Annotated in this window: 19 protein-coding genes and 1 tRNA gene; 8 read left to right on the top strand and 12 right to left on the bottom strand. The window is 41.2% G+C overall.

The window, feature by feature from the left end; genetic code table 11:
- Window position 1: 1 nt before the first annotated feature.
- Window positions 2-78 (bottom strand) — tRNA-Ile (locus K2X50_09730).
- A 54-nt stretch (window positions 79-132) separates the two neighbouring features.
- Window positions 133-2,169, bottom strand: a complete 2,037-nt coding sequence (rpoD, locus tag K2X50_09725) for an RNA polymerase sigma factor RpoD (protein MBX9587521.1) — start codon at window positions 2,167-2,169, stop codon at window positions 133-135.
- A 222-nt stretch (window positions 2,170-2,391) separates the two neighbouring features.
- Between rpoD and K2X50_09720 the strand changes: the two genes are divergently transcribed.
- Both K2X50_09720 and K2X50_09715 read left to right on the top strand, forming a co-directional pair.
- A complete protein-coding gene (locus tag K2X50_09720) occupies window positions 2,392-4,710 on the top strand; it encodes a hypothetical protein (protein ID MBX9587520.1) in 2,319 nt (772 codons plus the stop codon).
- Window positions 4,711-4,854: 144 nt separating this feature from the next.
- Window positions 4,855-5,226 carry a hypothetical protein gene (locus K2X50_09715; GenBank protein MBX9587519.1) on the top strand — a complete coding sequence of 124 codons (372 nt, stop codon included), beginning with the start codon at window positions 4,855-4,857 and terminating at the stop codon, window positions 5,224-5,226.
- Between the two features lie 2 nt (window positions 5,227-5,228).
- On the opposite strand, the gene dnaG is transcribed toward K2X50_09715, so the two are convergent.
- The 6 genes from dnaG to K2X50_09685 all read right to left on the bottom strand — a co-directional run bounded on the left by dnaG (window position 5,229) and on the right by K2X50_09685 (window position 11,223).
- Window positions 5,229-6,956 (bottom strand): DNA primase, encoded by a 1,728-nt coding sequence (gene dnaG, locus K2X50_09710; GenBank protein ID MBX9587518.1) that lies wholly within the window; start codon window positions 6,954-6,956, stop codon window positions 5,229-5,231.
- 11 nt (window positions 6,957-6,967) lie between these two features.
- Window positions 6,968-7,441 carry a GatB/YqeY domain-containing protein gene (locus K2X50_09705; GenBank protein ID MBX9587517.1) on the bottom strand — a complete coding sequence of 158 codons (474 nt, stop codon included), beginning with the start codon at window positions 7,439-7,441 and terminating at the stop codon, window positions 6,968-6,970.
- 18 nt (window positions 7,442-7,459) lie between these two features.
- Window positions 7,460-7,729, bottom strand: a complete 270-nt coding sequence (gene rpsU, locus K2X50_09700; protein MBX9587516.1) for a 30S ribosomal protein S21 — start codon at window positions 7,727-7,729, stop codon at window positions 7,460-7,462.
- A 182-nt stretch (window positions 7,730-7,911) separates the two neighbouring features.
- Entirely contained in the window at window positions 7,912-8,304 is a 393-nt protein-coding gene (tsaE, locus tag K2X50_09695) for a tRNA (adenosine(37)-N6)-threonylcarbamoyltransferase complex ATPase subunit type 1 TsaE (GenBank protein MBX9587515.1), read from the bottom strand.
- Window positions 8,305-8,456: 152 nt separating this feature from the next.
- The gene (locus tag K2X50_09690; GenBank protein ID MBX9587514.1) at window positions 8,457-9,956 is read right to left on the bottom strand and encodes an NAD(P)H-hydrate dehydratase; all 1,500 of its coding nucleotides are present in this window, start codon (window positions 9,954-9,956) and stop codon (window positions 8,457-8,459) included.
- Window positions 9,957-10,041: 85 nt separating this feature from the next.
- Window positions 10,042-11,223 (bottom strand): hypothetical protein, encoded by a 1,182-nt coding sequence (locus tag K2X50_09685; protein MBX9587513.1) that lies wholly within the window; start codon window positions 11,221-11,223, stop codon window positions 10,042-10,044.
- 214 nt (window positions 11,224-11,437) lie between these two features.
- Here K2X50_09685 and K2X50_09680 point away from each other — a divergent pair, with 214 nt between their 5' ends.
- Together K2X50_09680 and K2X50_09675 are read left to right on the top strand one after the other, a co-directional pair.
- Window positions 11,438-12,820 carry a nicotinate phosphoribosyltransferase gene (locus K2X50_09680; protein MBX9587512.1) on the top strand — a complete coding sequence of 461 codons (1,383 nt, stop codon included), beginning with the start codon at window positions 11,438-11,440 and terminating at the stop codon, window positions 12,818-12,820.
- 46 nt (window positions 12,821-12,866) lie between these two features.
- Entirely contained in the window at window positions 12,867-14,939 is a 2,073-nt protein-coding gene (locus K2X50_09675; protein MBX9587511.1) for a Smr/MutS family protein, read from the top strand.
- A 14-nt stretch (window positions 14,940-14,953) separates the two neighbouring features.
- On the opposite strand, the gene orn is transcribed toward K2X50_09675, so the two are convergent.
- A complete protein-coding gene (gene orn, locus K2X50_09670; protein ID MBX9587510.1) occupies window positions 14,954-15,505 on the bottom strand; it encodes an oligoribonuclease in 552 nt (183 codons plus the stop codon).
- 555 nt (window positions 15,506-16,060) lie between these two features.
- Here orn and K2X50_09665 point away from each other — a divergent pair.
- The 4 genes from K2X50_09665 to mutL all read left to right on the top strand — a co-directional run bounded on the left by K2X50_09665 (window position 16,061) and on the right by mutL (window position 22,141).
- Window positions 16,061-17,389 (top strand): MHS family MFS transporter, encoded by a 1,329-nt coding sequence (locus K2X50_09665; protein MBX9587509.1) that lies wholly within the window; start codon window positions 16,061-16,063, stop codon window positions 17,387-17,389.
- Window positions 17,390-18,122: 733 nt separating this feature from the next.
- A complete protein-coding gene (gene plsY, locus K2X50_09660; GenBank protein ID MBX9587508.1) occupies window positions 18,123-18,728 on the top strand; it encodes a glycerol-3-phosphate 1-O-acyltransferase PlsY in 606 nt (201 codons plus the stop codon).
- Between the two features lie 387 nt (window positions 18,729-19,115).
- The gene (locus K2X50_09655; protein ID MBX9587507.1) at window positions 19,116-20,141 is read left to right on the top strand and encodes an N-acetylmuramoyl-L-alanine amidase; all 1,026 of its coding nucleotides are present in this window, start codon (window positions 19,116-19,118) and stop codon (window positions 20,139-20,141) included.
- Window positions 20,142-20,158: 17 nt separating this feature from the next.
- A complete protein-coding gene (gene mutL / locus K2X50_09650) occupies window positions 20,159-22,141 on the top strand; it encodes a DNA mismatch repair endonuclease MutL (GenBank protein ID MBX9587506.1) in 1,983 nt (660 codons plus the stop codon).
- A gap of 116 nt (window positions 22,142-22,257) precedes the next feature.
- On the opposite strand, the gene K2X50_09645 is transcribed toward mutL, so the two are convergent.
- The 3 genes from K2X50_09645 to K2X50_09635 form a co-directional block, all read right to left on the bottom strand.
- Window positions 22,258-22,734: a tryptophan-rich sensory protein gene (locus tag K2X50_09645; GenBank protein ID MBX9587505.1), complete on the bottom strand. Its 477-nt coding sequence runs from the start codon at window positions 22,732-22,734 to the stop codon at window positions 22,258-22,260.
- 114 nt (window positions 22,735-22,848) lie between these two features.
- The gene (locus tag K2X50_09640) at window positions 22,849-23,643 is read right to left on the bottom strand and encodes an ion transporter (GenBank protein MBX9587504.1); all 795 of its coding nucleotides are present in this window, start codon (window positions 23,641-23,643) and stop codon (window positions 22,849-22,851) included.
- A partial coding sequence (locus tag K2X50_09635) for a TerC family protein (protein ID MBX9587503.1) occupies window positions 23,643-24,197 on the bottom strand: 555 nt, incomplete at its 5' end. The genes K2X50_09640 and K2X50_09635, both read right to left, overlap by 1 nt.

The following is a 24,197-nucleotide window of genomic DNA, read 5'->3' as shown; positions in this document are numbered from 1 at the left end:
TTGGTGGGCCCACTAGGACTTGAACCTAGGACCAAGGGATTATGAGTCCCCTGCTCTAACCAACTGAGCTATGGGCCCGCAAACACAGTATACTGAAAAAAGAAAAGACGCGACAGTGTTTCTGTTCAAGCCTTAATCTTCTTCTTCCATAAAGCTACGCAACTTCTCGGAGCGAGTAGGGTGGCGCAGTTTTCGCAATGCTTTAGCTTCAATCTGACGAATACGCTCACGTGTTACGTCAAATTGCTTACCAACTTCTTCAAGCGTGTGATCTGTATTCATATCAATACCGAATCGCATGCGAAGTACTTTGGCTTCCCGCGGTGTAAGCGAATCTAGAATTGATCGAATGGCTTCGCGTAATCCTTCGCTGGTAGCAGAATCGATAGGAGAAAGTGCGCTCATATCTTCGATAAAATCACCCAAATGAGAATCTTCATCATCACCAATCGGTGTTTCCATTGATATGGGTTCTTTAGAAATCTTGAGCACTTTGCGAATTTTATCTTCGGGCATATCCATGTGTTTTGCTAATTCTTCTGATGAAGGCTCAACACCCGTCTCTAGAAAAATTTGCCGAGAAATGCGATTTAATTTGTTGATCGTTTCGATCATATGAACCGGAATTCGGATTGTGCGAGCTTGGTCGGCGATCGAACGAGTGATCGCTTGACGAATCCACCACGTTGCATAGGTCGAAAATTTATATCCACGACGATATTCAAATTTATCGACCGCTTTCATCAAACCAATATTACCTTCTTGAATTAAATCCAAAAATTGTAAGCCACGGTTTGTGTATTTTTTTGCAATAGAGATAACTAAACGCAAATTCGCTTCAATCATTTCTCGTTTTGCTCGACGCGATTTTGCTTCGCCAATCGACATGCGACGATTAATTTCTTTAATATCTGCAATGCTGAGATTGGTTTCGACTTCTAATTCCGCTAATTTGCGAATTGCGCGTTTAATTTCGATGGCATTCGCGTTGAGTGCAGCGGCTTGATCAGGATGCAATTTGACATAGTCGTCAAACCAATTTGGATTGGTTTCATTGCTTGGAAAAGAAGTGATAAATGATTTGCGAGAGGTACCTGATTTATGCACGCAAAGATTTAAAATAACGCGTTCTTGTTTACGAGCGGCTTTTAACATCGCACGCAATTTGCGGTTTTGAAGCATTAATTGTCGTGGCGTTAATTTAAAATGCATCAACACGTCGGTTAGCGATTGTAAACTTTTTTCACTGGAAGCATGCGTATGGCCAAAACGCTTAGCCGTTTTTTTGTATTTTTCAAAAGCTTCGCGAAGTTCGCCGAAACGTTTCCGGGCTTCTTCAGGGTCTGGACCTGACTCGAGTTCATCTTCGGCATCGACGCTTTCGAGGTCTGATTCTATCGCTTTTAAAGCGACAGGAATGGCTTCTTCTTCATCGGATTCACCATTAACTGATACTGCTACAGTACCGCTTTCGGAACTTTCTCCGCCATCTTCATTTCCCTCTTCAGATGATTCTGTGTTGATCTCTTCAATGGTAGGAGCTGAGTCTTCTAGTTTCTTAGTTGGTTTGACAGGAATAATAACGTCAATATCTTCAGGCATAATATCGAGTTCGGGTTCGTCTTGAGCAACGATCGCTTCAATATTCACGTCATCATCAATAAAGCCTGTGATAATATCACCTAGACGTTTTTGTCCTACTTCAGTAGCGTCATATTGCTCCAATAAAGAGGCGACGACTTCAGGGTAGCGACCCAAAGCAGCAAGGACGTGTTTGATGCCATCTTCGATTCGTTTTGCAATATCTATTTCGCCTTGGCGAGTTAGTAATTCAACGGTACCCATCTCGCGCATGTACATACGCACGGGATCGGTTGTGCTTCCAAAATCAGTGCCTGTTGCGACTAGAGCAGCAGCGGCTTCTTCGACGACGCTATCATCAACAGCAGGTTGAGCATTCAATAGAAAATCTTCTTCGCTAGGCGCATGGTCCATTACGGCGATGCCCATGTCATTGATTTTAGAGATGATTTCTTCGATTTGTTCTGGATCAACAATGTCCGAAGGTAAATGATCATTGACTTCTTTAAAGGTTACATACCGTTGTTCACGCTCTTTTCCCTTTTCAATAAGGGCTTTGAGCTGTGACTTTTCCGAATTTATGGGCATATCGCTGGGCTCCAGAGCTATAAGTCTTTATAAACCCTCGAGTATATACAGTTTTGTGACAGCAATCCAGAGGGGATTGGCTTTGTTTTAACAGGCCTCAACTGGCCAGTAATTGCTAGTTTTCAGTTGAAATGTGGCGGTCTTTGCGTTACAATGCGCAATTTGTGTGTCGGGTCGTTTGTCATGCCCCCTTAAATAATCAACAGAACGGGTATTAGTAGAATGCAAAAGCAAGAATTAGCGTGTTTATCCGCAGTAGAGCTTCTTACATCTGGTGATGCTCGTATTCGCGCGGGTCACGTATTGATCCTTGATTATGATGATACATTGTTTACCCGATATTTGAATGATCGTACTATCGATTATGATAATGGTGGTGAAGCGCCTTTATATCTTGTCGGCGGGCAGCAAACTAAAAAATCCTTGCGAGAATTGAGTGATTTAGGTGTTGTGATATGTATTGCGACCAAAAAGAACAAAGAAGGGGCAGAAGAAGCGGTTGCCGCGATAAAAAAAGAAGGTATAGCACATCTTTTTTCATTTTTAGTCTATGATAGTCGTGATGATAATAAATTAAAGATATTAAATGCCTGCAAAACTCGGTTTATTCACAGTGCTGGTGGAGATGTGAGCTATTATTTTATCGACGATAATAGTAAAAATGTTTCTACAGCAAAAACACTGGACATAACGAGTTTTCAGATCGATGTTAACCCGAATAATCTTCCTGAAGAAAATGCCCTTTATCTTAGTGGTTCCTTAGATTATTTGCTGAGTATTTTACAACCTCGAGTGGCTGTTATCGATAATGCTCGTTTTGAGCAATCGAATCCTCCGCAAAAAAAAATCAATAACAAAAAACCCATTTTTAATCCTTTAAAGCCTCAATCCAGGCCGTTCCTTAATTGGCTTTTTTCAAGTATACATGTTAGTTTTCTTGTCGCTTTTATCGTCAATTTTAGAAAATTAAACAAAGATTCTACCTCGACTAAACCCAAGGGTAATATTTTAAAAAGTATTATGAGGCTCATTTATGGTTATGACGGATTAGATATCATCACGAATGAAGTTATTGCTGCAAATGGTGAAAAGAAAATAACTACGGAATATACATGGACATTCCTTCTGACTTCTTTTTTCGGAGTACCCAATAGACCAGAGCGATTTGATGAAAAGGGTGCTCCCATTCTGACCTTGAGACAATTTTTTAAAAATATGGTCGGAGGTTGGATGTTAAATTATAAAACATGGACTTTGATAGACATTCTTGAGCTTCCGTTTAAATTCTTTCTGGTTTTACCGATTAAAATTTTAGGGATTCCCACAAAAACAGCGATAAATACCGTTAACGTTTTTACAGCAGTTTTGCCTGTCGTATTGAATGCAATTTTAACAATTGTAGCAATTATTCCTGCAACTCTGTTACGGATTTTATTACCGGCGCAAATGAATTGGATATTCAAAGTACCCTTATCAATCTTATTTATGGGCAGTACAATTGGTTTTGCTACTGTTCAATATGTTGCGTTGTGGGTAGTTAGAATAAGCCTCATTTTAACAGCACCTGGTACCAGTGCCTATTTAGCTTATGCGCTAGGGAGAAGTATCAAAATCGACTGGTTCGGAGAAGATGCCGAAACGTTTATTTCTTATGCAGTGGGGATTTTGGGCTACGCAGTAAGCCTTACTTTAACGGCTGTTTTGTGGACAATTTTACTGCCTGTTGTGGTTAGTGCCATTACGACACTTATTCCAGGCACTATTCCTGCACTATTGTGGGTTTCACATTTGCCCTTTATTTCGGCTTCAATTCTTTGGGCTTCTCATTTGCCAATCGTTACGAGTGCTATGACTGCGGGTAGTAGTTTATTTACACCTGTAGGTACATTTTTAGGCGTGGTTTTTGGTCCCGTTGTTACAGCGATAGCTGGGGTAATTGGAATTCAAGTCACTGCGATGACAATGCTTGTGGGAACAACAGTCGGTTTGTTTGCAGCTTTAGTGACGACAATTGGAAGTCGAGTCGCGGATGTGTTGAGTAATCTTTGGATAAAATTGCATCATCGCACACCTGAAAAAAGCGTAGAAAAAATAATCGATGGAGAAGATGTTCCACTACTTGGTATCGTTACAGAAGAAAACAGCGATTCAGAAGAAGATGAGAGAAAATTAAAGCAACAACAAGAAGGAGATGTACATTCAGCTTCATCGCAAGTTGGAAAAGATGTATCAAGATCAACCTCAATGCCAGTACTAAACACAGAGTCAGCACCACCTCCAACTTCAACACCATCCTTAGGTGTAGTTCCATCAACTGATACTAACGGTACTCAAACTTCCCCTGGAGCTTCGCAAGAGGTTCTAGAGCTTGATAACAACGCACTCGCTGCATTAACAGCAGCAGAACGTCGCGAACGCATTGCATCATCCTATCAAGCAAAGTTCGATAAAGATAAAATGCCTAAAACGAGTGTTCCAGAAAGAGGGTTAGATTCCTTCGCTCAATATACTGAAAATGGGATTTTGAATAAGAAACAATAGCCGAAGATGATGAGGGCAGATCTAATACTACGGCATACTTAATTACTCGAGTGTGCATTATTATTAGATCTGACTCCTATATTTTCCAGCATACGCTATAATTAAAACTATACCCTGATCCAATCGAGTTATAGGAGTGATATTATGAGTTATCTTAATAAGTTTCTTACCGTGACCACGCTGTGTTGTATCGCATTAAGTGTGATGGCAGAGCCCCTTCCGCCGAGCACTGAATCACGTTGTGTTTGTATGCCAGGAAATGCTACGGGTGTTCTGTTAAAACCGGGTGCTATGGGTGTTTCAAGTGGAGCTATTGAATCTTGCCCTTGTGTACCGAAGAGTAAACCTGAAACCAAAGAGAGTGATTCTGCAGACGGCAGCACTGGAGAAAAAACACCCAGTACTTCAGAGGGTAATACTGAGAACACCACAACTGATTCTACAAGTACGAATCCAGGGACAGTACACGATGCCAGCGGAAACTCATCAAGTGAGTCAAACGCACTGTCGAAGTAGATTTATCCCTTATTCAACTCAAGTAATTTTATTAATTGCTGTTTTTCTTCAAGCGTCATAGTGTCGGAAGAGATTTTCTGCATCAATGCATTAATTTCTGATTCCATTAATCGATCATTGAGTCGATTCAAAATACCTATTAATTCTTCTAACCACGCATTTTGAGGAATTAAAGGTTCTTGGCTTGCTAAATGGCCAATAAATGTTCGTGCAGGGTTTTCATCCCAATAGCTGAGTAATGCCCCAGTTAATAATGTCGGTTGTTCACGGCAGATTGTGAGTAATTGGTTTAATAAATCAACACCCGGAATTTTAGAAGAGAGTAGTTTAGTGGGTAACTCAATTTTACTTGCTAAAGAAGGATCGTGAATAATCAACGACATGGCATTGCGTAGATGTGTAGGAATTCCAGTTTCTTCCGGTTTGGGTGGAGAAATTGTCGCGGGTCGTTTTGTTTCTGAGGGTGAATTCAGTGCTTCAACCGTTAATCCAATTTTAGACGCTAAATTTTCTTGTAATAATTGTTGATAAACACCCTCTGGCATTTTTGCGAGTAATTCTCGAGCGTCTTTTGCAAATTTTGCTTTACCCGCGATACTGGTGATATCAATGTCTTGTGACAAATGTTTAAAAAGTACAGTAGGAAGAGGCTTAGCATTGGCAATCATCATCGCCCACTCTCCTGCGCCATACTGACGAATAAAACTATCAGGATCTTCATTGTCAGGTAAATGTATAAAAGAAACATTATGACCATCTCGGATAATGGGTAAAGCAGTTTCCAATGCACGAATTGTTGCATTTTGACCCGCAGTATCACCATCAAAACAAAAGATGACATTTGATGTATATCGAAATAATCGTTGTAAATGTTGAGGGGTTGTTGCTGTACCTAAGGTTGCCACGGCATTGGTAATACCAAATTGAGTGAGGGTAACGACATCCATATAACCTTCAACAATGATAATTTGATCTAATTCTTGATTACTCTGACGCGCTTCATACAATCCATACAGCTCGGTGCCTTTATGAAAAAGCGACGTTTCTGGTGAATTCAGATATTTTGGTGTGTCGTCGCCCAGTGTTCGACCACCAAATCCAATAATTTGTCCTCGCAAATTTCGGATTGGAAACATTAATCGATCTCGGAATCGATCGTAATATTTGCCTTTTGATTTTTCGATGATTAACCCTGCACCTAATAAGAGTTGTCGTTGTTCTTCAGATTGTCCAAGATTATTAAGTAAAGAGTCCCAACCTGGCGGAGCATAACCTATTCCAAAATGACGAATAATTTCTTTGCTGATGCCGCGTGATTGTACATACTCTATGGGCAGTGGATGCGATTTCAATTGTTGATAATAAAAGAGAGCGGCTTCTCGTGAGAGGCTAATGAGTGATTGATGCTGTGGATGTTGATTAACATTAGCAGTGTGTGGAATTTCTAAACCGACGCTGCAGGCTAAATTTTCTAAGGCATCTAAAAAATCAAGACGATCGTATTGCATCACAAAGCTTAGAGCATTGCCATTCGCGCCACATCCAAAGCAATGATAAAACTGTTTTGTGGGATGAACGCTAAATGAGGGTGATTTTTCTTGATGAAACGGACAACAGGCCATGTAATTTGAGCCGGTTTTTTTGAGTAATGGAATACGCGCTTTGATAATTTCCACAATATCGAGGCGGTGTAAAACATCATCAATAAATGGTTGCGGTATTCTGGACATCGTTTACAGTATTAACTCAATAGGGAGCGAATTTTGGCGCTCACAGCGCCCATATCAGCACGTCCTTGTAACTGAGGTTTAAGAATTGCCATCACTTTACCCATATCTTGAATTCCGCTGGCTGATGATTCAGAGATAGCGGCTTTCACTAACGACTCCACTTCAGCTTCATCCAGTTGCGGCGGTAAATAATGGACTAATACAGAGAGCTCATAAGATTCTTGCTGAGCGAGATCATCACGGCCGGCTTTTTCGAATTGTTCTTTGCTATCGCGGCGCTGTTTGATTAGTTTGTTGATAACGGCAAGGGTTTGCTCGTCTGTCAGGGCTGTTCTTTCTTCACCTACGGCTGTTTTTGCATCGACTTCAACTTGTTTGATTGCCGCAAGAAGAAAACGAATAACAGCCAATCTTGCGCTTTCTTTAGCACGCATAGCCTCTTTCATATCTTCAGTAATACGATTTTTGAGAGAGGCATCAGTCATGTCTGTTAAATCCTAGGCTTAAGCCTCAGTAGAGGCTGATGAATCAGCGGTTTTGGCTGCGACGAAGCGACGTGTGCGTGAGCGATCCAACACTTCCTGCTCTTTAGACAAACGTTTCAGGTGGCGCTTACGAGCTGCTGACCCTTTACGTTTACGTTCCCAGGTGGGTTTTTCATAGAATTCTAGAGCACGTAATCGGCTCATAATACCCGCTTTTTCACAGGAACGCTTGAATGCGCGGAGTGCGCGGTCAAACGAGTCATTATCTTTTACTACTACCATTGGCATTGTTAAGGTCACCTTCACTGATCAGTTAACGTTAGCTTCCCTCCGAGGGAAACGCTCAAAAACAGGGTATCATAAGGCGAAATCGAGCCATTTGCAACCAAATTTATCATGGCCTATATGAGCTTTGATTTTTTAGTTTGTAATGAGAGTGAATAACTGGTTTTTTTATTGCTATCAGTAGGTTATGGAGTTTTGGCAGTGTGCAAACTTACCAAACGTCCTGTACCTTGAATTTTAATTTGGCAGATCAGATCGGGCGAGGGTAGTAGGCCTTCGGCGCGCTCGGGCCATTCAATCAATCCAATGACATCGTCAGTAAAATAGTCACGCAGACCCATAAACTCGATTTCTTCCGGGCTATGAATTCGATATAAATCGACGTGAAAGAGTTTTTGGTGATTAATCTCGTAAGATTCGATTAGAGTAAAAGTAGGGCTTCGCACAGGACCTTGGTAGCCTAGAGCTCTTAAAAAATATCGGGTAAACGTTGTTTTACCGGCACCTAATTCACCTTGCAAATAAATGATGGACGGAGATTTTATTTGTGCAGCCAGTTTTGCCGCAAACTCTGCCATGGCATCTTCGTCTGCAATCGGATAATCTTTATTTAAATCAATCAATTACATTCTCTATATAAAGCTAAATTTAAAAAAATTGTACTGCAAGAATTCGGGATAATAGGGTTTTTTAGCGGGAAAGCAAAGTTTGTCAAAATATCGGATGGGGCTTATTTGCAACAGCCATTGCGAGTAAGGCCGTTTAACACGCTCCGTAATTTCTTCACCACATCCATAGCCAGTAATCCTCGCTCACCGCCGTCTTGCGCAACGCGATCAGCTGCAGTGCTATGCAAGAGTACGCCTAAGCGGGCGGCTTCAGCGAGACCTAATCCTTGTGCAATTAATCCGCCGATGACACCGCTCAGTACATCACCCATGCCGCCACTGGACATGCCTGGATTGCCCATACTGCAAATAGCGACAGGTCGAATGCTATCACTAATTAATGTTCCAGCGCCTTTCAATACGGTGATTCCGCCAAATCGTTCTTGTAGCTTTTTGATGGCGCTGAATCGATCGTTCTGAATCGCTGAAGAATCAACTCCAAGCAACCGAGCCGCTTCACCAGGATGAGGTGTAATTATCCGATTTAATTGATGTTGAGGCCTTTTAGCGAGAAAGAATAAGGCATCAGCATCAATCACCAGTGGAAGTTGAGATTCTTCAACGGCTTCCCACATTGATTCACCCCAGGATTGGCGCCCTAGTCCGGGACCGATAATGATTACACTGGCTTTCTCAAGCAGCGGTCGTAATTCTTTTGCTTTATTGATTCCATGACACATGAGTTCTGGGCGCACAGCCGCAATCGAATCAGCATGATCTGGACGTGTTGCTATGCTCACTAAACCTGCGCCAGTCCGCGCAGCAGCTTCAGCAGCCATACGCACGGCACCGGCCATCCCACAATCGCCGCCAATCACTAAAACGTGGCCGAAATCACCTTTGTGTGATGATCGAGAACGTCGTGGCAAAAAAGGTCCAAAATCAAGTGCAGAAATTTTTTCATAGTGGGGCGTGATGTCCGCTAATTTTTCTTTTGGGATGCCTAGCCCATCATGAAATACTTGCCCCGCAACATCAGGACCTTCAGCAGTAAATAATCCGGGTTTGAGTCCAATGAACGTTTCAGTCGCTGTGGCATGCACAACAACGCCTGTATGTAGGCCTGTGTCGGCATTTAAACCAGAGGGAATATCCAAAGCTAAGATGGGTTTTCCGCAATGATTAATGGTGTTAATGGCGCTCAGATACGGTTCTCGGACAGAACCCTCAATACCTATCCCTAAGAGTGCATCCACCACAATATCGGCTTCGAATGAAATAGTGGGAGTGTATGGTATAACCGGCACGCCGGCATGAAAGCAGTTGTGCCATGCCCAGGCAGCAGGCTCGCGCAATTGTGCGGTATCACCGATGGAGTAAACAGTGACATCCAGGCCTGCGTGTTGCGCTAATTTAGCGAGTATATATCCATCGCCGCCATTATTGCCATGCCCAGCGAATACAACGATCTTTTTTGCTGCAGGCCAGAGTTTGTGAAGGGTTTTATAGGCTGCAGTTCCTGCGTGGACCATCAAGTCCAGAGCAGTGGTTTCTTCCGTTATGGCTGCTTTTTCAATGCTTTTGATTTGTTCAATCGAATAGAGTGGATCTGTCGCTGTCATCTGCCTCTCCTTGTGTATGACTCATAATAGCATAGCACAAAGATGAGCTTGCAGTATTAATTGAATGTATTGTTGCGTGAAGGGGTCAGCCACCCTTTGGAGCTTTAGATTTTGATTCAGCGTGGATACTTTCGTCAGTTAATTTCTGCATTCTATCTTCAGGTGAAATTTTCGTTCCCGATGCAAAAAAACCTGCCCCGGCACCTGCTGCAGCAAGTCCAGTGCCAGCCAATACGCCTTCAATTGCGCCTACACTAAGTGCACCGTGAAGTGCTACTTGACTCAGAAAGAGTGCGGAAGGTGGGAAGGTAAGAACGGCTGCTAATGTTGCTAATGCAATGACGCAAAGAGCCACCATCGTGAAACCAATATAAGCTGAATTGCTAAACTCTTTATAGTTTGGATTATTTGCAATAACATTAGCGGTCTGGCTGTATTGTTGAACAAGTTCTGAATAATTTTCAGGAAAAAATATTCGGTTACCCGGATAATAGGCTGGCATGAGCTTATAGGTTTGAATGATCGCTTGACTAATAGATTCGATTTCTGCATTTAATCGGTCAATTTCATCTTTATTTTCAGGTAGAGTAGCGTTTTTTTTCTTTATAATTTCATTCAAAATCTTCCAGAGCATATTTCCTGTTGTTTGGATTTGCATAAATAAGGGTTTTAAAATGGCGGGGCTATTTTGTATATACAATTGATGTTGTTGGTTGTAAATCTTTTTTAGATCTTCTTCTGTTAATGTTTTATTTTTTTGAAGTTCATCCAAAGCAATCTTGCTGCATTTCATCAGTATTGTTTTTGTTGCTACATCGATATTCGGGTAAGCTCCAATAAAATATTTGTGTAGGTCAGAGTGTTCAACAGCTCTTAAATGAGAGTTTAAAGCGTCATACAGGGTTGAATTAGGATTAGATTGAGCTAATTGAGTTAAAATGTTACGTAAATTTTGGCCGCGAATTTCCCCTTTGCTGCTTGACCTGTTATCAATGCTAATTGATTTTTTAGATTGTGTATTAACAATCTTGAATAGAGTGGTTTGCCCGTCTGTGACATCTTCAAATGCCATTTCACTTAGGGTGGTTTCTTTCAAAAAGTCTATATAATCTTGAGGTAAAATTTTATTACCACGCTCAATAAAACTATCGCCAAGTTTCTCTACAGATTCTGCACGAATATTATTCAGCATTGACAGATAGAACTCCCAGAAACTATCGCCTGCTAAAAGAGTCACGATTTGGTGCATTGGTTGATAATGTGGCATTTAACCTCCTAGTCTCGACTATGCTTAAGCATAGCAATTAAACTTAATAAATTCAAAGAACTACTGCATTATACACCTTGATGCTTAATGTAATATTAACGGAAGCTATTTTACTCGTACCAGTTTATCTTACCATTTTGAACAGGTATACAAGTTGCAGTTGTCCCGTAAATCAAGGATCATAGCCGGTATATTAGTTTCAAAGGTTATTCGAATGGTATTACCCTCAGCGTTACTGACTGATCAATATGAGCTCATAATGGCTCAAGGCTATTGGCGCCTGGAGATGGCAGAGCAGGAAGCGGTGTTTTATTTGGGCTATCGCAGCAACCCCTTTGATGGAAACTATGTTATTGCCTGCGGTTTGGCTGAAGTCATCAAGTATTTATCCCATTATGCCTTTTCAGAATCCGATATTGCCTATCTGCAATCTTGTCGAGCTCCAGAGGATGAGCCCCTGTTTGAACCCAGGTTTTTGCAGTATTTGAGCGAATTAAAGTTCACCTGTGACATTGATGCGGTTCCTGAAGGTACTTTAGTTCAGCCTAAAGAACCTTTGCTTCGGATTCAAGGCCCCTTGATACAATGTCAGATTTTAGAAACCGCTTTGATGAATTTCATGAATTTTGCCAGCTTGATCGCAACAAAAGCCAGCAGAATCTATTTGGTTGCTGAAGGTGACTCACTCATGGAATTTGGGCTGCGGCGAGCGCAAGGACCTGATGGCGGGCTCACAGCAAGTAGAGCAGCCTATATTGGCGGATGTAATTCCACCTCCAATGTTTTAGCGGGTAAAACCTATGGAATTCCCATTCAAGGTACTCAGGCGCATAGTTGGATTTTGGCGTTTCCTTCTGAATTAGAGGCATTCAGAGCTTTTGCCAAAACAATGAAAAGCCAAACGGTTTTATTGGTGGATACTTACGATACTGTCAGCGGAGTGAAAAATGCGATTATCGTTGGTAATGAATTGCGAAAAGAAGGGCACGATTTAGCAGCTATTCGCTTAGATTCCGGTGATATAGGAGCGCTAAGTACAACGGCTCGAAAAATGCTTGATGAGGCTGGTTTTGATAAAACACGAATAGTAGTGAGTGGAGATTTAGACGAGTATCGGATTAAAGAATTAAAGCGGCAAGGAGCGCCGATTAATGCATGGGGCGTAGGTACCCGATTAGTAACATCTCACGATCAGCCTGCGCTAAATACTATTTATAAATTAGCAGCCATAAAAAATGCGAGCAATCAGTGGGATTATAAATTGAAAGTCTCTGATCATGTTAAAAAAACAACCATGGCAGGCATTCATCAAGTGCGTCGCTATTTAACCAATGAAATATTTATTGGTGATTGTGTGTACGATGTTGTGTTTGGAATTAACAACGATTTTCTTCCTGGCTCTGATCAATATGAAGATTTACTGGTTCCAATTTTCAGAAAAGGAAAATTAGTTTACGAACAACCAAGTATTCTTGCTATGCAATCGCGCACTAAAACTCAGCTAAGACAATTTCTCAACAATGCTGAATCTTATCCAGTAACATTAGAGCCACAATTATTAAAACTACAACAAGATTTGGGTGCTAAACTCGAATAATTCTGGCTAATTGGTTTAGTACATCTAAAATAGAGGAGGTTTTCAAATGATGGATAAAAGACAAGACTGTATGTACGATTTGCATGGCATGTCAGAAGAAAAAGCCAAAGCTTGTGTCGTATCCGCTATTCGACAAGCGTCTGCGGATCATATAAAAAAATTACGATTTATTACAGGACGTGGAAAACATGTCAATAGTAAAGGTGAACGAGGGACTTTATTTAAAAAATTACCCGAGTGGATTAAAGAATTCGACTATGCTGACCTTGTAATAGTTGATGCCGAATTAGGGTTATATGATGTTAATATTAAATCCTCAAAGTTAATTATTTCGCCAGAAGAAAAGCGACTGCAAGAGATGTTAGCTGATGCTGATAAGGTAATTGGCCAGACTATCGAATTCACAAAAATGCTGGCAGGAGCTGGCATGCCTTATGCTCAATATATCTACGCAGGTTATCTTGAGAAAGGTAATTCTGATGCAAAAGTTGAAAAAGACACGAAATTAGCAGCTGAATATATGAAAAAAGCTGCGGATGCAAAATTTCCCTCGGCGATGCATGAATATGCACGTTTTTGTTTGCACGGAATTGGTGCTCAACAAAGTGATGAACAAGCAGTAGTGTGGTTGTGGAAAGCACACGAAGCAGGGGTAATTGAAGCCACTGAATCTTTAGCTCGCGCTTATGCTAATGCTTTTTATGGATTGAAGTATGATTATCAAAAAGCATTTGAGTTGCATACTATTGCTGCAAGAGCAGGGCGAACGGAATCCATGCGATTTTTTGGTGCACTTTATTTGGACGGAAACGGGGTTGAGAAAAACGAAAAACTTGGTGTTGAATGGTATGAAAAAGCCGCTAAAGGCCGCGATGCAAAAGCTCAATATAATATGGGCGTTTTTTATACTAAAGGTACTTATGTAAAACCCGATGACGAGAGAGCCAACTATTATTTCAAGCTTAGCGCTGATAATGGTGATCCAGATGCGCAATATATTTATGGGCAACATTTACTTTCAAAAGGTCCAGAATTCAAATCTGAAGCGTCTAAATATTTACTGGAGGCTGCTGAGAATGGCTCAGAAGCAGCCAATGAATTTTGGGGGAAAATATCTACTGGTGAAGATGCCAAAATTTTCTTGCGTCGATCCGCGCAAGCTGGAAATTTACAGAGCCAGCTTAAATTAGATAAATTAAATGGTATTGATAGGAAGCTAGAAGATATTCCATTAAAAGAAATTATAGAGAAATTTAGAGAGCTTGGGTTTAACGAAGCCGGGTTGATGAGGCGCTATCCGCGCTATCAATTGTTGGATATTATTCTACTGCATGCAAAAGGAAAAGATCGTAAAAGAGCATATCAATTTCTTCTCGATTTTGCAAAAAAAGATGATGCTGATGCAATTAGACGATTAATCTATTTTTATGAGAGAGGTGATGGCCTTTTTAAACTTAAAAAAGACACAGAAAAAGTTGCGGAATTACGCCAAAAGGCCGTGGATTTAGAAGATCCAGTTTCTATGGTAAAAATGGCAACATTGATTGAATTAGACGTAGGAAATCAAGATCGTTACACACATGCTTTTCTATTGTATGAAAAAGCTAGAAAATTGCGTTACCCAGCTGCGTTTTATTATTCTGGTATTTACTTTGAGAAAGGCTTGAACGGTAAACAAGATAATCAATTAGCTATGATTTGTTATCAAAAAGCTGTGGAGCTTGAAAAGGCAGAAGGTCATCTTGAAAAATTTATATTCGGGCCATTGGATCAATATGAAAGTATCATTGATAAAGCAAGTGCTGGAATTGAACGCCTTAAACCGCCACTAAAATCAGAGCCTGAAATTCAGCATAAACCTTACAGTGGGTTGAAGGGAGGGTTTTTTAAAACAGACGCGCCGAAGCCTTGGGATGAAAAGAAAAAATCTATGGAATTAAGTTCCGAAGTTCCTAAGGCACCTGTTACTGCCGCGCCAATTGCGCAAGTTTTGCCTGAAACTGTAAATGTGAATCCAGTTGCTTTCCCTGAAGCGCCAGTGGATGAAAGCGAGCCATCGTATGATTTAGTTACTTACCTTAGCGACACGGTATCAAGCTTGTTTTCACGGTTTTTTTGATAATACTAATTAGCTTAAAAATCCTGTCTGAAGAGATGTTTACGATAATATTTAAGTTCATCAATGGAATCGCGGATGTCTTGCAATGCCGTGTGAGTAGATTCTTTTTCCAGAGCAGAATAAACCTGAGGCGCCCATCGTTGGGCGAGTATTTTGAGAGTGCTGACGTCTAAATTTCGATAATGAAAGTATTCAGCAAGATGAGGCATGTAGCGATAGAGGAATCTTCGGTCTTGGTGAACGCTATTGCCGCAGAGTGGGGAAGCGCCTTCTTTGACGTACTGACTGATAAAGTTTAGCGTTTTTTGTTCGGCTTCTTGTTCGGTTATGTTGCTATTTCTGCATCGTTCTGTGAGGCCAGTTGAGCCATGAAGCTTGACACACCAAGCATTCATGTTAGCTAGGGTATCATCAGTTTGGTGAATGGCCATGACAGGGCCTTCTGCAATGATGTCAAGATGACTGTTTGTGACAATGGTTGCAATTTCTAAGATACGATCGGATTCAGGTTCTAGTCCTGTCATTTCGAGGTCTAGCCAAATTAGGTGACTATCGTTAGAGCTCATGCGTATTTCCTTCGTTCACTTTTGATATTCGAAAACTAACACACCACGAATTTTTTTTCATCAAGAATCAAGTTAATGAAGAATAAAGCTCCGTGCTTGACTGGGCAAGACGTCCTTTTCAAGAACACAATCATCTCGTACAAATTCGTTGCGTTCTTTAAGTCGGCGTTACAATCCGACTGTCTTTCCGCGAATGGCTCGCTCGGGTCCCCCTCGCTGCGCTTTATTTCCCTCCAAGAAAGTCGGATTCTTCGCCTACGCGACTCAGGATAATTAAATTTTATTGCCACAGGCAAAGCTAATGGAGATTGTTCGCTTTTTTTAAGAAAACTTTCCAGAGTCGAAGATTTTATTATTTAGCGCGGAGTGTGGAAGACTGGGCAAGATCTTGAAAAGGTAGATCTTGCCCAGTCCAACTCCTGTAATTCTCTTTTTTGTTTAGGCGATATCAATCTTAAATCTGGCGGCTTCCACTTGATAGCTCCTATGTATATACTCAACCTACATCGCGCTGAGTGAGTTAGCGAATGAATTCCAAGGATGGCGTGACTTTAAATGCAAAGGGAGTTGACGACTTTGGAAAACTCGGCACATGCAAAATCCGCCGTTAGAAAAGTGGCCATTGCCAGCCTTATTGGCACTACCATCGAGTGGTATGACTTTTTTCTCTATGGGACAGCCAGTGCCCTAGTTTTTCCACGCCTTTTCTTTCCCAACTTCGATCCTTTGACAGGGACGCTAGCTTCCTTCGCTACCTACGCCGTTGGATTTTTTGCCCGTCCGATTGGCGGAATAGTATGCGGGCATTTCGGCGATCGGATCGGTCGCAAGTCGATGCTTATTTTCACTCTTCTGCTCATGGGGATTGCCACCTTCCTCGTAGGGCTGCTTCCGACATACCACCAGATCGGCATCTGGGCGCCCATCCTTTTGGTGATAGTGCGTATAGCGCAAGGGTTTGGCATCGGAGGCGAATGGGGAGGTGCCGTATTGATGGCAGTAGAGCATTCTCCCAAGGGAAGACGCGGATTCTATGGAAGCTGGCCTCTCATCGGAGTGCCGGCGGGACTGCTGCTCTCAACCATCGTTTTTGGACTGATCACGAGTCTGCCTGAGGTGACGCTTTTTAGCTGGGGCTGGCGCATCGGGTTCTTGCTGAGCATAATTCTGGTCGTTACCGGACTGTTCATCAGGTTGTCTGTGGTTGAGTCACCCGTTTTCGCCGTGGTCCGGAAGACCCAAACCGTATCGAAGAGACCGATTATGGATGTGCTTCGCCAACACCCAAAGAACGTGCTTCTTGCAATGGGGGCAAAATTCGCGGAAAACGGCGTGTTCTATCTTTTCAGTGTATTTGTCCTTACCTACGCGACGCAGCCTGCCATCGGTTTTTCCAGAACTGCCGTTCTCAGAGCAGTTGCACTGGGAGCCGTCGTAGCGCTCTTTACGATCCCTGCATTCGGCGCCTTGTCGGATCGTGTGGGGCGCAGACCGGTCTATTTGTTCGGATCGATTTTTACCGGCTTATTCGCATTCCCTTTCTTCTTCCTGATAGAGACATCAAGCAACGCCCTGATGATGCTGAGCGTGGCTGTGGCGCTTGGCATAAGCCATGCAGCGATGTACGGTCCGCAGGCAAGTTTTTTTTCCGAGCTTTTTGGCGCGCGTGTGCGCTACAGCGGAGCCTCGCTCGGCTATCAGATGGCTTCGGTCGTGGCAGGAGGGCTGTCCCCTCTAATCGCGACGGGACTACTGCGTGAGTTCAACGCGTCATGGCCTATAGCCCTGTATATCGTAGCCATGGCACTCGTGACCACCGTCTCGGTGTTGGCTGCTGCTGAAACAGTTCACTATGACATCACCGCTGCAGAACTAGGGAACTAGATGTTAGTAGGTGACGCCTTCGCCATCAAGAATTGTGTTATAAGTTGGACTGGGCAAGAGGACCTTTTCAAGATCGCCGCACACGAATAGATTTTTTCACGCTCTCAAAGTCGGCGTTACAATCCGACTGTCTTTCCGGGAATGGCTCGCTCGGGTCCCCCCTCGCTGCGCTTTATTTCCCTCCAAGAAAGTAGGATTCTTCGCCTACGCGACTCAGGATAATCGTTTTTTTTTGCCTCAACAAATTCAGAGATCTTCGCAACTTTTTTTAAACAAGTTTCCAGAGTCATCGAAAAAAAAATTTAGCACGGAGTTGAGAAGACTGGGCAAGATCTACCTTTTCAAGATCTAGCCTGGTTACTGCATAAACTAATCGTAGCGAGAAGCACAAGAGTGCTGAAGATACAGAAGATTTGAGAAAATTTGTGACGGGAACATAGTTGACTCTATGTGACCGAACAAATTTTCTCAAATCTTCTGGAGATTCAGTATTATTGTGCTTCGCAGTAGATTGTTTATGCAGTATCCAGGCTTAGGACAGGATGTTTCGTCCGAAGCCTACATGGATGTATTTACGGCGGTCTTGAAAAGGTCGTCTTGCCCAGTCCAACCCCTTAGACAAAGTTTTATTTATAGGTGTGAATTGAATAGACTAGGTCTTAATTTGCGTTGACACTGATTAGGGCGCTGTAATAGTATTCGCCCATATTATATCTACGGAAGGATCAGAATTATGTCAGCGATCATTTTTACTGCTCTTGCCTATCTGCTCGGTTCGGTCAACACCGCCATAATCGTATGCCAACTCATGAAACTTCCGGACCCTCGAACTGAAGGTTCGAAAAACCCCGGCGCTACCAACGTTCTACGCATTGCAGGTCGAAATGCGGCCTTAGTTGTCCTAGGAGCGGACATCCTCAAAGGTCTACTCGCAGTGTGGATCGCTGCTATATTTGGCATTGGTGGATTTGGACTTGGGCTCGTAGCATTAGGTGCTACACTAGGGCACATTTTCCCCGTGCTCTATGGCTTTCAGGGTGGCAAAGGCGTTGCGACTGCTTTAGGTGGTATTTTAGGACTATCATTTCCCATTGGAATCGTCTGTGGCGTCACGTGGCTAGTCACTGTTTTTATCACTCGATACGCATCATTGAGCTCACTGATTGCTGTTTCAATCGCACCGTTTTTACTTCTATTCATTAATCCAGGGTATTTTGTGCCTGTACTGCTGATAGCAGGGGTTGTTGCATGGAGACATTTAGAAAACATCGCTCGACTAAGGTTAGGCACTGAAAACAAAATGGATTTAGGCAATCCGCCAGTTTATCCACCTAAATAATATTATTTATAGTCGCTTGTCTATAATTGCTGACCTTGCTAAGCTATCCATTCTGACAAATGTCTTAGGAAAACTATTAAAATGAAAAGGATACTTCAATTTATTAATGTCACCCTTGCTATCAGTTGCTTATTTATTGGCACTGCAGCAGCGGCAACTCCCATTACACTAAAAAATATTCGAGTATCAGAAACAGCCGCAACAACACAAATCATGCTGGAATTTTCGCAAAATTTTGATTACGAAGATTTTGAACTTCACAGTCCTGAACGATTTGTTGTTGATTTGTACCGAGTAAAATTAGGAACCTCGATTCCTGATGAAGACTTACCAGCGCCACTGAAATCACTTCGATCCAGTGTCAATTCGGAAAAATGTCGACTCGTGATGGATCTAGATCATTACGTAAAACCTCAAATCACTCACTTGGCTGGTAATGGACGCGATGCTCCAAAATTAATCATTGATATTCCTCGACAAGGAATGAGAGCGTTATCTTCATCACACAGTAGAATCTCATCTTTCACAAAAAAAATTGCCGATCATGCTAATGAAACACCGAATGCAGGATCTTATGGAATTTCTGGAATGGCATTACAAAATGTTGGACTGTCTAGAACCATTGATGCAGCAGAAAATAATGATTTACCAAAGCCAGGATCGTTCAAAGCACCAAAAGCTCGTGACGTGGTTGTTGTAATCGACCCAGGACATGGCGGTAAAGATCCAGGTGCACGAGGTGCTACCGGAACTCAAGAAAAAGATGTGGTTTTAGCGATCGCAAAACGATTACAAGCACAAATTAATCGGCAGCCTGGGTTTCGTGCCGTTTTAACACGAAACAGTGATTACTTTCTAAGTTTGCGCAATCGTTTAGCTTTAGCACGTAAATACCGTGGCGATATGTTTATTGCTATACATGCGGATGCACATGATCATGTAAATGCGTGTGGAGTAGGAGTTTATGCACTATCACAACGTGGAGCAACGAGTGAAGCGGCGCGTTGGTTAGCGCAACAGGAAAATCAATCTGAACTTGTTGGTGGAGTAGATCTTACAGACAAAGATCAAGTATTAAAATCAGTGTTACTTGATTTATCACAAACACAATCCATTACCGCAAGTTTACAAATGGGTTCTGTTTTACTCGATAATTTAGGTCAATTTGCACAGTTACATCATAATAGAGTGGAGCAAGCGGCTTTTGTCGTATTGAAATCACCTGATATTCCTTCTTTGCTCATCGAAACGGGTTTTATTTCAAATAGCGCTGAAGAACATCGATTACGAACACCGTATTATCAAGATCGCATCGCCACTGCATTATTGTCAGGAATAAAAAATTATTTTGTTAACCATCCACCGCGAGGTAGCTTATTAGCATTACACGCAAGAAAAAATTACGATACATAAATGGCTAGGATATTAGTATGAAAATACATCGGCTTGATCCCTTATTAGCGAATCAAATTGCGGCTGGTGAAGTTGTTGAAAGGCCTTCTGCGGTTGTTAAAGAATTATTAGAAAATAGTTTAGATGCAGGCGCCACAGAAATTGAGATCGCGATAGAGCAAGGTGGATTAGGATTAATTAAAATTCGCGATAATGGTTCAGGAATAGCCAAAGAAGATTTAACCTTAGCGTTAGATCGGCATGCGACCAGTAAAATATCCAGCGTAGAAGATTTAGAAAATGTGGTTAGTTTAGGTTTCCGTGGTGAAGCTTTAGCAAGTATATGCGCTGTTTCACGATTAACATTAACATCGGCAATTGCCGGTGAAACTAGTGCTTGGCAAATAAAAAGTGAAGGTCAAGTCGATAATTTAGATGTTATTCCTGCTGCACATCCCATAGGGACTAGTATTGAAGTGCGCGATTTATTTTTTAATACACCCGCACGACGAAAATTTTTACGCTCCGACAAAACCGAATTTTCGCATATTGAAACAGTAGTTAAACGAATATTATTGAGTCGATTTGATATCGCCATTTCGTTAACACACAATCAAAAATCTATATTAAATTGTAAAATTGCATCAACATTACAACAGCAAGAATCTCGTGTTGCGAGCATTTGTGGTGATGATTTTATACAACAGGCTTTGGCGATTGACAGCGAAGCCGCTGGATTGCGTCTCTGGGGTTGGATAGGATTGCCCACATTTTCTAGAACCCAAACAGACAAGCAATATTTTTATGTGAATGGACGAGTAGTGCGCGATAAATTACTGACGCACGCGCTTCGTCAGGCTTACGACGATGTTTTAATGCACGGACGTCATCCGGTTGCGGTTTTGTTTTTAGAATTAGATCCGTTTTGTGTTGATGTGAATGTACATCCAACGAAACATGAAGTGCGATTTCGTGAAAGTCGACTAGTTCACGATTTTATTCGTCGAAGTGTACAACGTGTTTTAGCAGAAAATTCACCTGAGCAACAAATTGCAAAAATGAACGAAAAAAATGCTCATTCTGTGGCTCATTCAACCGAGCGTTCAGATTTATTGAATACTGTTTCTGCCTCGCAAACACCTTTATCTTTAGCGCCACAACAGGCTGTTTTGTCACTCTCAAGTAATAAGAGTGAGCCAGAAAGAAATGAATCACCCTATAGAAGCAGCGTAGGTAGAGCGAGCTATTCAGGACCCCAATCTCGAGAAATGTCTGCTTATTATGATCGAGCATCCGCTGCAACAAAATCACATCTCGTCGAAGAACATATGGCTGCATACACTACAATGCATGCAACAGCCGATGAATTAACGGAACAATTTAATTCTCAACATGCTGATATAGCCAGAGTAGAAGAGCAGAGTGATTCACCAGAAATTCCACCGCTAGGATTTGCGCTGGCACAATTAAAAGGTATTTATATTTTAGCTGAAAATGCTCAAGGATTAATTATTGTTGATATGCATGCTGCTCATGAGCGAATAAATTACGAAAAATTAAAAGCTCAGTATGCTACAGGAAAAATAATTGCCCAAACATTGTTGATTCCAGTGACCGTTTCAGTAACAGCTCAAGAAGCAGATTGTGCAGAAGAATTTTCTGAAACTTTCTCTCGTTTAGGCTTAACCGTAGAACGTCATGGTGAAACGAGTTTAGCTGTGCGACATGTCCCTACATTATTGCAAACTGCCGATATTGCTCAGCTCGTGAAAGATGTGATTGCTGATTTAATAACCTATGAAAATAGTGAACGAGTTGAGTCTCATATGAATGAACTATTGTCATCTATGGCTTGTCATGGATCGGTTCGTGCCAACAGGCCGCTGACAATTACCGAGATGAATAATTTACTGCGAGATATGGAACGCACAGAACGTTCGGGACAATGCAATCATGGTCGACCTACCTGGTCTCAAATGAGTTTAGCGGAATTAGATAAGCTATTCTTGCGTGGGCGATAAGGCATCACATCAAACATTGACGTATTTTATTAACACAAAAGCTAAAACACTCTTTAAGATGATCTAATAGCAGAGTGCAAAGTAAAAAACTACCCACATCAGAACTGACCGCTTATTTAGTTGTATTGCCAAATATAATAATTTAAATATGTCGCAAACAAGAGCCATATGGTATAAGGCACGAAGAGCAATGCTGCCAACCTCGATTTATTATAGATTTTTACTGTAATCAATATTGCAATGATAGTGATCAATACTATGCATAACAGCGAAACTGCTGTGAGATGATAAATAAAGAAGAGTGGCGTCCAGCTCCAATTTAATAACAGTTGTGCGATGTAATACCTTTTTATTGCTAAAAAATTGTGGCTTGTATGGTTCCAGATAATCCACCCACTTATTGCAATAAGTACATATAGGAAAGTCCAGGCGATTCCAAAAACGTAATTTGGTGGAGTTAGTGGTGAACGATTTAAACCAAGATACCAACTATCAACTCCACTTTTGGAGAGATTACCTATTATAGCTCCTACAACAAGGAGGCTAAAAATCCAGAGAATTAAGGAGAGAGATTTATTCACTAATTTAATCATGATTTCCATCCATCTATTGCGTCACCTTTGCTATAGAGCTGTGCCATATACCTATCTCTGAGTTTGCGTCACTATTCTATTAAATACAAGTTTTAACATACTGAGATAAAAAATTCATTCTATAACATTACTCTTTTTTTCATTGATTATATTTAAAACCCTATCGAGCTTTTCTTCTATGATATCAATTTTTTCAAGATTAATTTCATTTTCGTCAGAGCTGCTTCTTTGCATGGCTTCAACGATTACGGCAATAAAAAGATTGAGCACACTAAATGTGCCAATTAAAATATAGCTTATGAAAAATAGCCATGCATAGGGTTTGTCTTGCATGACTGTACGGACTATTTCAGGCCAGCCCTCCAAAGTCATAATCTGAAACAGGCTAAATATTGAAGTATGGAAGTTTCCAAACCATTGAGGGAATTCCGTCCCATATAACTTACTTGCCATTAGTCCGAATACACAAATAATGATGCCCATAACAGCAGCTATTGCTCCAATGCCAGGGATAGCCATTACTAAACCTTCAATGACCCCTCTGAGTTTAGGAAAGATTGATATCAGGCGAAGTATTCTCAGGGCTCTTGCTGCCCGAAGCGCGCTAAATGCACCTTGTGATGGAATAAGTGCAATGCTAACAACAAATAGGTCAAACAGAGACCATGGGTCTTTAAAGAAATTCACCCCATGAGCAATTAAGCGAATCATTAGTTCTATTATGAAGATGTATAATATCAATTGATCAAGAAATCCTAATAAACTTCCATACGAACTCATGAGGCTCGGATAAGTTTCCATGCCCAGAATTATCGTATTTATAATAATCAATATGGTAATAAAGTAGGTCCACGTGTTGCTTTTTACTATTTTTATAAGGGGTTTTGAAACAACTATCAAATTATACATTATCTTGTCTCTACTTTGTTATTTTTTTTATAAAAGGAATAAAGAGCGCCACAAGCGAGAATAAATATTGTGATGATTAATGATAAAATGGGTGGTATTTTTGCGAGTCCAAAAGCGTCTGCTATAAATATTTTAGACCCAATAAAAACGAGTATGATTGCTAGTGCATATTTTAAATAATAAAAACGATCAATAATTGAAGCTAGTGCAAAATAAAGAGCTCTTAAGCCTAAAATTGCAAATATATTACTGGTATAGACGATATAAGGGTCTTGAGTGATCGCAAAAATTGCTGGAATGCTATCAACAGCAAAAATCAAGTCAGTAAATTCAACCATCACCAGGGCGATGAATAGTGGGGTTACAAATAGTTTCTTTATATTTGAGTGAGGATCTACTTGGTAAACATAGAATCTATGATCATCAATTGATTCAGTAATGTTAAGATGGTTTCTTAACCATTTAAGTAGCAGATTCTTAGAAATATCCACGGGTTTGTGGGATAAAAAGATCATTTTGATTCCTGTCACAATCATAAAGATTGCAAACAGATA

The sequence above is a fragment of the Gammaproteobacteria bacterium genome, assembly GCA_019748175.1.
Lineage (GTDB): Bacteria > Pseudomonadota > Gammaproteobacteria > JAIEPX01 > JAIEPX01 > JAIEPX01.
This window is presented reverse-complemented; position numbering and strand designations above follow the sequence as displayed.